This window comes from Sphingobium sp. TomTYG46 (genome assembly GCF_055396345.1).
Map to the genome: position 1 here is coordinate 413,535 of NZ_AP027325.1, position 12,566 is coordinate 426,100.

The 12,566-nt window shown below is 59.4% G+C and carries 9 protein-coding genes; 5 read left to right on the top strand and 4 right to left on the bottom strand.

Features of this window, described 5'->3' with window-relative positions:
• Positions 1 to 15: 15 nt before the first annotated feature.
• The 4 genes from ACZ5YV_RS15140 to ACZ5YV_RS15155 form a co-directional block, all read right to left on the bottom strand.
• Positions 16 to 678 carry a TetR/AcrR family transcriptional regulator gene (locus ACZ5YV_RS15140; RefSeq protein WP_464789891.1) on the bottom strand — a complete coding sequence of 221 codons (663 nt, stop codon included), beginning with the start codon at positions 676 to 678 and terminating at the stop codon, positions 16 to 18.
• 122 nt (positions 679 to 800) lie between these two features.
• The gene (locus tag ACZ5YV_RS15145; RefSeq protein ID WP_460988908.1) at positions 801 to 1,184 is read right to left on the bottom strand and encodes a VOC family protein; all 384 of its coding nucleotides are present in this window, start codon (positions 1,182 to 1,184) and stop codon (positions 801 to 803) included.
• Positions 1,185 to 1,304: 120 nt separating this feature from the next.
• Entirely contained in the window at positions 1,305 to 3,002 is a 1,698-nt protein-coding gene (locus tag ACZ5YV_RS15150; RefSeq protein WP_464789892.1) for an FAD-binding protein, read from the bottom strand.
• Positions 3,003 to 3,083: 81 nt separating this feature from the next.
• Positions 3,084 to 3,833, bottom strand: a complete 750-nt coding sequence (locus tag ACZ5YV_RS15155) for an SDR family NAD(P)-dependent oxidoreductase (protein WP_464789893.1) — start codon at positions 3,831 to 3,833, stop codon at positions 3,084 to 3,086.
• Positions 3,834 to 4,068: 235 nt separating this feature from the next.
• On the opposite strand from ACZ5YV_RS15155, the gene ACZ5YV_RS15160 reads away from it, so the two are divergent.
• The 5 genes from ACZ5YV_RS15160 to ACZ5YV_RS15180 all read left to right on the top strand — a co-directional run bounded on the left by ACZ5YV_RS15160 (position 4,069) and on the right by ACZ5YV_RS15180 (position 12,499).
• The gene (locus ACZ5YV_RS15160) at positions 4,069 to 5,691 is read left to right on the top strand and encodes a GMC family oxidoreductase (RefSeq protein WP_464789894.1); all 1,623 of its coding nucleotides are present in this window, start codon (positions 4,069 to 4,071) and stop codon (positions 5,689 to 5,691) included.
• A 78-nt stretch (positions 5,692 to 5,769) separates the two neighbouring features.
• Complete coding sequence (locus tag ACZ5YV_RS15165; RefSeq protein WP_464789895.1) at positions 5,770 to 7,395, top strand: FAD-dependent oxidoreductase; 1,626 nt, start codon at positions 5,770 to 5,772, stop codon at positions 7,393 to 7,395.
• A 60-nt stretch (positions 7,396 to 7,455) separates the two neighbouring features.
• Entirely contained in the window at positions 7,456 to 8,319 is an 864-nt protein-coding gene (locus tag ACZ5YV_RS15170) for a sugar phosphate isomerase/epimerase family protein (protein ID WP_464789896.1), read from the top strand.
• Positions 8,320 to 8,387: 68 nt separating this feature from the next.
• Positions 8,388 to 10,016 carry an FAD-dependent oxidoreductase gene (locus ACZ5YV_RS15175; RefSeq protein WP_464789897.1) on the top strand — a complete coding sequence of 543 codons (1,629 nt, stop codon included), beginning with the start codon at positions 8,388 to 8,390 and terminating at the stop codon, positions 10,014 to 10,016.
• Positions 10,017 to 10,252: 236 nt separating this feature from the next.
• Positions 10,253 to 12,499 carry a TonB-dependent receptor gene (locus ACZ5YV_RS15180; protein WP_464789898.1) on the top strand — a complete coding sequence of 749 codons (2,247 nt, stop codon included), beginning with the start codon at positions 10,253 to 10,255 and terminating at the stop codon, positions 12,497 to 12,499.
• Positions 12,500 to 12,566: the final 67 nt, after the last annotated feature.

A 12,566-nucleotide genomic window follows, 5' to 3' on the forward strand; every position in this document is an offset into this window, starting at 1 on the left:
ATAAAAGCACCGCCGTCAAATTTGGCGGTAGCGCTCGTCGATAAGCTTGACGGCCTCTTCTTCCCAATTGTCCAATATGTGGCTGATCTGGTGGCCGATCTCCGACATGATCTGCCCCACCAGCATCGGTGAAAGGACAATGGAGATGATGGAAAAGGCGGCAACTTGCGGATCGGTATCCGCCCGATAATATCCCTGGTCTACCAAGGTTCGGATCAATTCCTGCATCCGGATGAAGCTGCCCTGCGATTTCTTCTGCCGGTAGGAATGCCACACGGTGGAATAAGGGCGGAAACTTTCGATCAGGACCACGCTGGCCGTGCCCCGGTGCGTTTCCAGCACCTTCATCCAGGCACTGACAATCTTGCGCGTGGCGTCCTGGCAATCGGTCAGGAACAAGCTGTTGAGATCGTTGAGTATCTGCGCGATGTCGCTGCTCAAATTATCCAACGCCGCGTCGATCAGGCCGTTCTTGCCGTGATAATAATAGTGGATCATGCCGGCATTGGTCCCGGCGGCGGACGCGATTTCCCGCGTCGTCAGATCCAGATGACTCTTGTTCCGCAAGCCATGCTCCATTGCATGGAGCAGTTCGTTCGACACTTCGCGGTTGTCGGAGACCGTAGGCCGACCACGCGCGGAACATGCGCCAGGGCGGGCGTCGCCTGCGTTCGTCATGGGTACCTCTCCATCACTTTATCGATGCAGTCACTCCCGCCGACATTGTCCCATGAAAGGAAGAGAGGCGCAACCACCACGAAAGGTGGCAGCGGTGCGCCTCGCTCATGGGTCAGTTGATTTTACTGCGGAAGCTGGTGCAGCGCGCAGAGCTTGTTACCGTCCGGATCGCGCAGATAGGCAAGGTACAGAGCCCCCATCGGCCCCTCGCGCACGCCCGGAGCGTCCTCAATGGAAACGCCACCATTGGCTACCCCTGCCGCATGCCATGCGTCCGCCTGCTCAGGACCCTGAACGGCGAAACCGATCGTGCCACCATTGGCATGCGTTGCTGGCTGGCCATCAATGGGCTTGGTGATCAGCAGCGAAAGGCCGTTGTGCATGTAGATCAGCCGTCCATTATCATCGACGAAGGCCTGTGCGCCGCCAAGCGCCCCGAGCGTCGCGTCATAGAAGCGCTTTGATTTTTCTATGTCATTGCTGCCAAGCACGATGTGCGAAAACATGAAACTCTCTCCATAAAATGCCACCCTTGCAGGCGGGAATGTGCCGATGGGAGCTGGGTTTATTCCGAAATAACCGACATCTGTCAATAACAGCATGAACTGTAGATTGACATATGTCCGTCAATCCGCCGTCCAGGCGGGAGCGAGCGCGTCCTGCTTCGCCTGTTGCAAGCAGGATTGCGCGGCCCTGCGGCCTGTGAACACGCAATCCGCGAGGGAAAGGCCGCTGATGTAGGTGCGCGATGGTATGCTTCCGGTAGCCCGCCCCGCAGCATAGAGGCCCGCTATGGTGCTGCCATCGGCGCGCCGCACGGCGCCTGTCGCCTCTTCGAGCGCCAACCCGCCCAAAGTATGGAAGGTGATAAAGCTGTAGCGGTTCGCAAGGGACACATTCATTGCGACATAGGGACCGTTGCCGAGCGACTTCAGATGATCTTTCAGCTTTGAAAAGTCGTCGTCATGCCGGTTGCGGACCATGTCTTCATAACGGCGTACAGTTTGGCGCAAGCGATTAGGATTGATGCCACATTTTTCCGCAAGCACGTCCAGATCCCTGGCCCGCTTCGTGCCGCCAAGCATGAGGTTCAGCATGGCGGGCGCGCCAAAACGCATGAATGCGTCCAAGCCGTCCGTTGCTACCTGGCGCATCGCCTTGCGAATGTCCTTCGTGGACATGATCAGCCAGGCCTTGCCCTCCGGCTGGTCGGCAATGGCGCGGCCCAGCGTGCCGACATAGACGGCTTCGTTGGCGAACCGGTCCCCTGCCTGATTGACAAGAATGCCATCCAGCAGCGCGGCGGGAGGAGATTGGACTCGTCCAACGAACATCGCGTCCATGCCCACGGTATCCGCGCCCAGCGCCGTGCCGAGTTGCACGGCCGTGCCATCGTCCCCCAGAGTGCCGAGGCGCATCATGGTCTTGTAATGCTTGCTTAACATAGGCGCATGTTGGCCGAGCATGTCGAGGTTGAAGACGAAGCCGCCCGTCGAAAGGATGACGCCGGTCTTCGCTCTTATGTAGCGCAACTGGCCATGCTCCCGCTCCATGACGCGGGCCGCCTTGCTCGCGATTTCGGCCTTGCTCTCCTTGAAGGGAGCGGTAGGCGGGAACTTGTCGTAATATTTCTGATGCTCGGCATGCTTGGCCGCCGGAAGCTCCAGCGCCGCGACGCCGACGACGCGCCCATCGCTGTCGATCACGAGGCTCTGGACGATCGTATGCAGCTTCTTGCGGATGGCTGACCGATCCGCGGTCTCGCGCAAGGCGCGATACAGCTTGTTACCCGTAAAGCCGCGCCCCAGGGTCCGATGCCCTCGCGGTGCTGGTCGGGCGTCGCGGCAATAGGCCTCCACCTTCTCATTGCCGGAATATTGCAGGAAATAGCCTTCCGGCGGATAGGTCGTCTTTCCGGTGTACAGTTTGGTCCCGAACACGACGCCATGCGACTGCAACCATTGCAGATTGCCTGCACTTTGATCGCAAAAGCGTTTCAGCGTCTCCGGCTGAACGACATCACCGACTTCCAGTCGAAGATATTTCAGCATATTGTCGGGATCATCCTCAACGCCGTTTTGCCGCTGAATGTCGGTCCCCGCGGCATAGACGACGCCGCCGCTGAAAGCCGTTGCGCCGCCGCCATTGAAGCGGTCTATGGCAATCACGCTGGCGCCGTTTTCCGCCAGTTCGAGCGCTGCACAAATTCCCGCGCCGCCATAGCCAACGACGACGACGTCGGCCGTGTCGTCCCATTGGAACATGTCCGCATTGTCGATGGAAATCACCGGCTGACCATCTTGGGAAATCATTTCATCTCTCACGCCGTCATTTCCTTCGAAGATATTTCTCTGCCGTTGCTCATCACCGATCCGCACAACATTCGCTTTTCCGCCAGCGTCCGATTACAACCTCATGCCGCCGCTTGCCTGAATGATCTGCCCGGTGAGCCAGCCCGAGGCCGGGGACGCGAGGAACAGAACGATCTGCGCTATGTCGTCGGCGGTGCCGATGCGGCCAAGCGCGGCCATGTTTTTGAACATGCGCATTGCCTCTTCACTGTCCCGATAACCGTTGATGAGGTCGGTATCGACCGGTCCAGGGGCGACAGCATTGACGCGAATATTGCGCGGCGCAAGCTCTACCGCCATCGAAACCGTGAACGAATTCACCGCCGCCTTGCTCATGGCATATGCGAAGCCGGGCGGCTGCGCCATCAACCCGCTCATCGACGAGACATTGACGATCGCGCCACCATCATTGAACCGCTTCAACGCCTGTTGGGTGACCAGTATCGGCGATTTGAAGTTGACCCGATACATGCTGTCGATTTCTTCTTCATCGATCGTGGTGATTGGAGAGGTTCGTCCCGCGCCGGCATTATTGACCAGAATGTCAAGCTGCCCTCCGGCCTGTTCGTCAAACTGCTGGAACAGCTGCCCGACTCCTTCGGAGTGGCTGAGGTCCGCCTGCACAATCACCACATCGCCGCCTGCTTCGCGCACTTCGGCCGCCGTCCGTTCGGCGCCTTCACGGCGAGAAGAATAGTGCGCGACGATCCGCGCGCCGCTTTGCGCCAAGGCAACGGCGATCTGCCGCCCGATGCCTCCCGAGGCGCCGGTCACCAACGCAACCTTCCCGTCCAATACAGCCATCTTCGCACCTCTCCCAACTAATTGCCCGACGCTTGAAGCCGGGCCAGCCGTTTTCACAAGACGGCGTCTTACCGTGTTATTACGTGACTAATGTCTGACAAACTGTCAATACTGCCCGCATATGTCCTTGATATGCGGTCGGGCTGACACAGAGGGGAAAGGCCATTGTGTCCGACAATCCGCCGTGTCATAGAGGCGTATATAAGACGAATGTCATTTAATTTGCGGAGAGGTCATGGCTGAGGAGTTCGACTTCATCATTGTGGGCGCAGGCAGCGCCGGTTGCGTGCTTGCCAACAAGCTTTCCGAAAAGCCATCGAATCGGGTGCTGCTTCTGGAGGCCGGTGGCGAGAACAAGCACATGTTCGTTCGCATGCCAAAGGGCGTGGCGAAGCTGGTCGGCGACCCTACATTCGCGCAATATTTCCCGGTGCAACAGCCGCGTGAAGAAGGACTGGACGCGAGTGAGATCTGGTTGCGGGGCAGAGGGCTGGGCGGTTCCTCCGCCATCAATGGCATGATCTATATCCGGGGCCAGCCGGAAGATTACGAGCAATGGGAGGAACGCGGCGCCAAGGGATGGGGCTGGAACACCATGCTGCGGTCCTTCAACGCGATTGAGGACCATGAGCTTGGCGCATCAAACGAGCATGGCGTCGGCGGCCCGGTGCATGTCTCGACCTCCAAGTTCCATTACCCGCTTGCAGACCGGATGATCGAGGCGGGCAAGCAAATGGGCTTGCCACGCAACGACGATTTCAACGCCGGTAGCCGGGAAGGCGTCGGCTATTATCATTATAATATCAAGAACGGCCGGAGGCAGAGTGCGGCGGTCGCTTTTCTGGACCCGATACGCCATCGGCCCAATCTGGTGATCCGAACGGGCGTACAGGTGGACCGCATCATCATCGAACAGCGCAAGGCGAAGGGCGTCATGTGCAGGATCGGCGGGCGCAAGACGGAGTTCCGGTGCCGGGGCGAAGTCATCGTGTCAGCAGGCGCGATCGCATCCCCCAAGCTGCTCCAGCTTTCGGGGATCGGGCCAGCCGAGGATTTGAAAGCCGCAGGCGTCGACGTCATCGTGGACAGCCCGGACGTAGGCCGACGGATGCAGGAACATCCAATCTACGGCATCAATTACGACTTGCAGGGCGAGAAGGGCCTGAACCATCGCTATCGTGGCCTGGGTCTGGCTCGTAGCCTTGCCGAATATTTCCTGTTCAGGGGCGGCCCGATGGCGACGGTTCCGCAGGAGGTCGGCATCTTTGCGCGCAGCCGTCCAAGTGTAAGCCGCCCGGACCTCCAGTGCTTCGTTGGTGGCGTCACCCTGGCGCAGGGCGAGGCGGATGTCGCGGTTCCGACCAACGGCGTAAACAAGACGCCTGGCATGATGATCGCCACGGCAATGCTGCGGGCCACCAGCGAAGGTTGCCTTACCATTACCTCGCCCAATGCCGACGATCCTTTGCGCATCCATCCCAACTGGCTGACGACGCAGGAGGATTGCGAGACGGCGGTCGCGATGGTGCGTTTCGTGCGCAAGTTGATGACGCAGCCCGCCATCGCGCCCTTCGTGACGCGCGAAATCGCTCCTGGCCTGAACGGCAATGATAGCGACGACCAGATATTGACCGCCGTGCGCCGTCATCTGAGCTGCGGCACCCATGCCGTGGCAACGTGCCGGATGGGCAGCGATGATGAATCCGTGGTCGATCCACGCACGCGCGTTCGCGGAGCGGATGGCCTGCGGGTGATCGACTGTTCGATCATGCCCAACCTGACGTCGGGCAACACCAATGCACCAGTGATGGCAATGGCCTGGCATGCCTCATCACTGATCCTCGAGGATGCGCGCTAAGGCGACGCAGGCAGCCGCAAGCAAGACCCGCAAAGGGCATGCGCGGCCAGCCAAAGGATAGAATGCAGGAGAGATATCGTGACGACCCAATGGGATGAGGAAACAGACGTTCTGGTGGTAGGCTCTGGCGCTGCCGGTTGCTCTGCGGCGCTGGCCGCCCGGACGGATGGCGCAGAGGTGCTGCTGGTCGAACGCACGGACAAGCTGGGCGGCACGAGCGCCGTTTCAGGCGGCGTGCCGTGGATACCCAACAACCATCATATGCAGGAAATCGGGCGCAGCGATTCCCGTGAACAGGCCCTCACCTATCTTCGCCGCATTTCGCTGGGCAAGATGGACGACGTCATGATCGAAACCTTCGTGGACACGGCGCCGCAGGTGCTGCTGTTCCTCGAACAGGAGACCGATCTTCGCTTCCGCGCTCTCCAGATGCCCGATTATCATCCTGAATTTCCCGGCGGCAATATCGGCCGTTCGGTGACCGCAGGGATTTTCCCCGCTGGGCAGCTTGGCGAATTGCGTCCCGCGCTTCGGGCGAGCGCGCATTTCCCTATCCCCATTTCCATCGCCGATGTGGAAGACGGCATCAATGTGCTGGATTCCGAGATTATCGGCGGGCGCCTGAATGAGGATATGGTCGGCATGGGCGGCGCGTTGATGGCGGGCCTGCTCAAGGGGGCCATGGACCATGGCGTTCGGATCAAGCGCAATATTCGCGTGCTGCGGCTTGTGCAGGAAGGCGACGTCGTAATCGGCATCGAGGCGGACAATGACGGCAAGCCCCTGCGTATCGGCGCGCGCAAAGGGGTGATTCTTGCCTGCGGTGGGTATGAGTGGAACGAGGACATGACCCGGCAGTTCCTGCGCGGCCCGATGCACGGCCCGCACAGCCCGCCGTGGAACGAAGGCGATGGGCTGAAGATGGCGATCCAGGCAGGCGCGTCGCTTGGCAACATGTCGGAAGCCTGGTGGCAGCCATCAGTGACGATACCGGGCGAGGAATATGACGGGCGGCCGCTCGTCCGGCTGACCGGCATCGAACGCTGCGGTCCCGGATCGATCATCGTCAACCGGACAGGTCGCCGCTTCGTCAACGAAGCCTGCAACTACAATGATATCGGGCGCGTGTTTCAGGCGTTCGACCCTGTGAACTTCGACTATCCCAACCTGCCCGCCTGGCACATCGTCAGCCAGGATTATATGGATTGCTTCCCCTTCCTGACGCGCTATCCGGGCGATCCGGTGCCGTCCTGGATGGTGAGCGCGGACACGCTGGCCGAACTGGCGGGCAAGATCGGGGTCGATCCTGCCGGACTGGAGGCAGAGGTCGCGCGCTTCAACGATAATGCCCGCAAAGGCGTCGATCCCGACTTCCATCGCGGCGAAAGCGTCTATGAGCTGTATTGGGGCGATGCTCAGGCAGAGGGCGCCGCGAAGACGCTGGGGCCACTCGAACGCGGCCCCTATTATGCGGTCGAAACCAAGATCGGAACGATCGGGACGAAGGGCGGCCCGCGCACCAACGAGCGGGCCGAAGTGATGAGCCTGTCGGGCGGCATCGTCCCCGGGCTTTACGCAGCGGGCAACGCCATGGCGAGCATCATGGGCATGGCATATCCGGGGGGCGGTGCCACGCTCGGCCCCGCGCTGACCTTTGGCCACATTGCTGGCCGTGAAGCCGCGCGCGGATCAAACCGATTCTGAACACCCTGTCGAGCGGAAGCGGCCTCCCCCTTCCCCCGATGTTGACGAAGGAATTTCATCATGAATGATCCGAAAATTGTCGCGACCTATTACACGATCGCGGGCGATGCTTACCCCGGTGCGCCGGTCGCCAGCCCTTTTCCGCTGGAACGGCGCGCTGCGGCGGCGGTGGCTGCGGGCTATTACGGCATGGGCCTGTCAGGCGATGATCTGGCCGCGAACGTTGCCTTGCATGGCACGGCGGGTATTCGCCGAATCCTGGACGACGCCGGTATCCAATTTCTGGAAATCGAATGCCTGACCGACTGGTTCGCGCAGGGCGAGGCGCGGGCCGCTTCTGACAAGATGCGTCGCCTATGGCTGGACACCGCCGTCGAGATCGGGACCAAGCATATCAAGATCGTCGGGGACATCAGCGACAGTGGCGTGTCGATGGAGACCATGGCCGCCGACTTCCGGCTGCTCTGCGATCAGGCTGCGGAGGTGGGCGCCCATGTATCGATCGAGGTATTCCCCCTGGCGAATATCCGCGACCTCAAGTCGGGACGGCAACTTATCGAAATGGCCGGGTCGGATAATGGCGGGTTGTTGATCGACATCTGGCACATGACGCGTCCGGGCATCCCCTATGAAGAGGTAGCAGCCCTTCCCGCCAGCTACATCAAGCATGTCGAGCTGGACGACGCGGCTGCTGAAGTCGTTGGCGGCCTTTTCGACGATTCGACGGACAATCGCCTGTTGCCGGGCGAAGGCAGCTTCGACGTGCCCGCATTTCTGCGGGCTATCGCGGCGACCGGCTATGACGGCTGCTACGGGATCGAGATGTTGTCGCACGAATTCCGCGCCCTTGAGCCGGAGGAAGCGGCGAAGCGATCCTTCGACGCCGTCGCGCGCCAGTTCGCGCTGGCGCGGGAAAATGCCTGACCGGCCGTGGCGGCGCCTTCCAATCGCACGCCGCTGCAAGGACCATATGACAGTTTCAGGAGGACAGGGTGCCAGAGCAGGATCGGATTGAAGAGACCGACGTCATCGTGATCGGCTCGGGCGCTGCGGGGCTTGCTGCGGCGCTGAGCGCGCGCCATGCCGGAGCAGATGTCGTCATTCTGGAACGTTCGGAAAAACTCGGCGGGACCACGGCGATGTCGGGGGGCGTACCCTGGATTCCCTGCAATCACCACATGCATGAAGTCGGAACCAGCGACAGCCGCGAGGCGGCGCTCACCTACATGCGCCGTCAGTCCTTGGGCCGCATGGATGACGAGATGATCGAAACCTATGTCGATCAGGGCGCGGACGTCATCAAGTTCATCGAGGCGCAGACGGACATTCGTTTTCGCGCGCTCAAATGGCCCGACTATCATCCCGAGCTGCCCGGCGGGACATTCGGGCGATCCCTGTCGGCGGGATTGTTTCCAGGCAATAAGCTGGGGGAATTACGGCCGAGATTGCGGAGCAGCCTGACCTTTCCCATTCCGGTGTCGAGCAACGACCTTGAGGATGGCGTCGACATCTTTGACCCCGCCATAATCGGCGACCGGCTGGAAAAGGGTCTGGTGGGCGTCGGCAACGCGCTGGTGGCGGGGCTAACCGCCAGCGTGGTCGAGAAGGGCGTGCGCATCCTGTTCGGCATGCGCGCGCAAAGCCTTGTCATTCATGAAGGCGCGGTCACGGGCGTTGCGGGCAGCAACGACGGCGAACCTTTCAAGATGCGTGCGCGGCGCGGCGTCATCATCGCCAGCGGTGGCTTTGAGTGGAATGCCGGTCTGGTAAAGGACCTGCTGCGCGGCCCGCACGACGGGGCGGCGAGTCCGCCGGACAATGAGGGCGATGGCCTGTTGATGGCGGCAGAGGCCGGGGCTGCCCTCGCGAACACCGATGAGGCATGGTGGATGCCGATCATGAAGATTCCGGGCGAAGAATATGATGGCAATCCCGCTATCCGTTTTGCCGTGACAGAGCTGACGAAGCCAGGATCGATCATGGTGAACCGCAAGGGGCAGCGGTTCGTGAATGAAGCATGCAATTATAATGACCTTGGCCGTTCTTTCTTTCAGTTCGATCCTCAGACGTTCGACTATCCCAATCGGGAGGCGTGGATCATTTTCCATCAGGCTTATCTGGACAAATATCCTGTACTCACGCGTTATCCTGGCGACCCCTTGCCGAACTGGATGATGCAGGGCGCGACGCTGCGCGCCCTTGCCGAGCAGATCGGTGTGGACGCCGATGGGCTGGAACATACGGTCGAGCAGTTCAACACATCGGCTCGCGAGGGCAACGACCCCGCCTTTCACCGGGGCGAGAGCCAATATGATCGCTACCATGGGGATTGGTCGCTCGACGGCGCATTGCAAACCGTCGGGCCGCTGGATCAGGCGCCCTATTACGCGTGCCGTGTCTATCCCGGCGTTCTGGGAACGAAGGGCGGCCCGAAAATCAGCGTCAGAGCGGAAGTTCAGAATTTGCGCGGAGGTATTATCCCCGGCCTATATGCGGCTGGCAATGCCGCAGCGAGCATTACCGGCATGGCTTATCCCGGAGCGGGCGGAACGATCGGCCCGGCACTGGTCTTCGGCCACATTGCTGGCCGTGAGGCTGCGGTCAGGACGAACCGGAGATAGGCATCCCAAAATAGATACATATATTTATCGTTCGCATGTTTACTTACTTGACAGCCGTCGTTGATGGTGCTGGAATGCGCCCACCTGATAGGGGTGCGGCAGTTGGCACCCAATGCGAAGCGGCCGGAATTGGTACTACTTCATAACAAGGTCAGACAAAGAAAACATACTATTCGCCTTGTCACACTTTCGGTCGAATAACTTATAATTATAATTGTTAGTCGAGGGGAAGATCAATGAAGAAGAAGGCATTTTCGATCGCGGGCTTTTTATTGGCGAGCGTGGCGCCCGTGCCCCTGCTTGCCCAGACGGATGCAGCCCCGCAAAGTGACGCAGCGCCGACGTCCTCGCCAGTAGGCCTCCAGGAGATCATCGTTACAGCTCAGCGCCGTAGCCAGAATTTGCAGGATGTCCCCGTCGCGGTAACGGCGTTTACGGGAGAAGCTCTGGAAACAAAGGGCATTTTCCGCGTGTCGGACCTGCAACAGGCGGACTCCTCACTATTCGTCTCCCAGATGTCCGGCGTTGTTGTGCCGTTCCTGCGCGGCGTCGGAAATCCCGGTGCATCGACACCGGGTAACGAGGCAAGTGTTCCTGTCTATATTGACGACGTCTATTATTCCCGCCTTGCGAGCGCCTATCTTGAACTGGCGAACATCGAACGTGTCGAAGTTCTCAAAGGTCCGCAAGGCACGTTGTTCGGCCGCAATTCCACCGGCGGCCTGATGCAGGTTTTCACGCGCGATCCCGGCGACACCACCGATCTTTCGGCAACGCTGGGCTATGCCAATTACGATACGATCAGCGGAAAGCTTTATGCGGCGACGCCGTTGGGCGAAGGCGTGGCAGCCGGAATCTCCTTCAGCGGTTTGAATCAAGGTGATGGATGGGGAAAAAACCTGTTCACCGGCAAGGACACATATCGGCGCAAATTTTATAATATTCGATCCAAGGTCGTGTTCGAACCGAGCGACACGACAAAGATCCGCCTGAGCGGCTTTTATACCTATCAGCGGCAGAATCAGGGCAATTCAGTCAGCATCTATCCGGGAACGACCCGTGGCTATCCTCTGGGATCACCCCTTGAGGGCACGCAATATTTCGATCCGACCGGCTTTTTCGATATCAATGAGAATACCGAGATTTTCCATCGCCTGCGCGGTTGGGGTGGCTCGATTAAAATCGATCAGGAACTTGGCTTTGCGGATTTCACCAGCATCACTTCCTACCGGAAAGCCAAGGAATTACTGAATTATGAGGGCGATCATACCGAATTGAACTGGCTGGCATTTCCTATCAAGATCGGAGACCGGCAGATTACCCAGGAACTTCAGTTGAAGTCTTTGTCTTCATCGAAGATCAGCTGGATATTGGGCATTTTCTACATGAATTCGCGCACTGACGTGAATGTCGCTATCAACGGTGACGCCCTCACTCTGAACGGCCTTGCGAGCCAGAATATTGGTAGTCAGCAAAGGATCGAGTCTCTGGCTCCCTTCGCGCAGGCGACTTTCCCCGTTGTGGATGACAAGACCAATGTCACGCTTGGCCTGCGCTACACGAAAGATCGCGTGGAAGGGAACGGCCGTGTTTCGCTGACACCGCTAGTTGGGGCCGACATTCCAGCTGGAAGCTATCATCAGGTCGCCAGCTTCGACAAATGGACTTACAAGGTTTCGGTCGATCACAAATTTACCGACGATATCATGGCGTATGCGACATGGAGTCGCGGCTACAAGTCAGGTACGTTTAATACTATTCCGTTGGCCGCCCCGCCGACCAATCCGGAAACGGTAACGTCCTACGAGGCGGGTTTGAAGATGACCCTGTTCGATCGCAGGGTGCGTGCTAACTTTGCCGCGTTCCGCAACGACATCAAGGACCCGCAGGTCCAGCTCGTCCAGCTCGTAGACACGCCAGCTGGGCCGACACCCTTCGTCGCCTTTGCCAATGCAGAAAAAGCACGGACCAAAGGTTTCGAATTCGACACGACATTTCTGGTGACCGAGCGGTTGAGGCTCGATCTGGCGGGACAGTATCTCTGGGCGAAATTCATCAGCTTTGACAGCGCCCCGATCAATGTTCCCATCTTCACACCGCCTTGGGGCGTGGCCCTGGCAGTTGGCGATGTGGGTGGGAACAGGCTTTCCCAGACCCCGAAATGGAAAATCAACGCTGGCTTCAACTATGATCTGCCAACCTCTGTCGGTCAGTTCAGCTTTGCCGGTCAAATGTCCTACCGTTCCAACCTGAAATGGGACCCCGACAACATCCTGACCGAACCAAAGCTGACGCTGTTCAACGGCAGCATATCTTTCAAGCCGGAATTCAATGACAAGCTGACCTTCCGCTTGTGGGGCGCGAACCTCACCAACGAGAAATATTTCAACAACGAAATTCCGCAGACCAATACGCCCGCCGGTGATCTGGGCGGCGTTGGAGATCCGCGGACGTACGGGATTGAGGTACGCTTCGATCTTTGATGACGGTCGCGTGCATGGTTGCTGAAAAATGAAAAATGACCCGCGCCAAGTTAGACTGGCGCGGGTC

Coding starts and splice junctions, on each gene's coding strand:
- ACZ5YV_RS15170 (WP_464789896.1), top strand. CDS start 7,456: ATGAATGATCCGAAAATTGTCGCGACCTATTACACGATCGCGGGCGAT.
- ACZ5YV_RS15155 (WP_464789893.1), bottom strand. CDS start 3,833: ATGGCTGTATTGGACGGGAAGGTTGCGTTGGTGACCGGCGCCTCGGGA.
- ACZ5YV_RS15180 (WP_464789898.1), top strand. CDS start 10,253: ATGAAGAAGAAGGCATTTTCGATCGCGGGCTTTTTATTGGCGAGCGTG.
- ACZ5YV_RS15145 (WP_460988908.1), bottom strand. CDS start 1,184: ATGTTTTCGCACATCGTGCTTGGCAGCAATGACATAGAAAAATCAAAG.
- ACZ5YV_RS15160 (WP_464789894.1), top strand. CDS start 4,069: ATGGCTGAGGAGTTCGACTTCATCATTGTGGGCGCAGGCAGCGCCGGT.
- ACZ5YV_RS15140 (WP_464789891.1), bottom strand. CDS start 678: ATGACGAACGCAGGCGACGCCCGCCCTGGCGCATGTTCCGCGCGTGGT.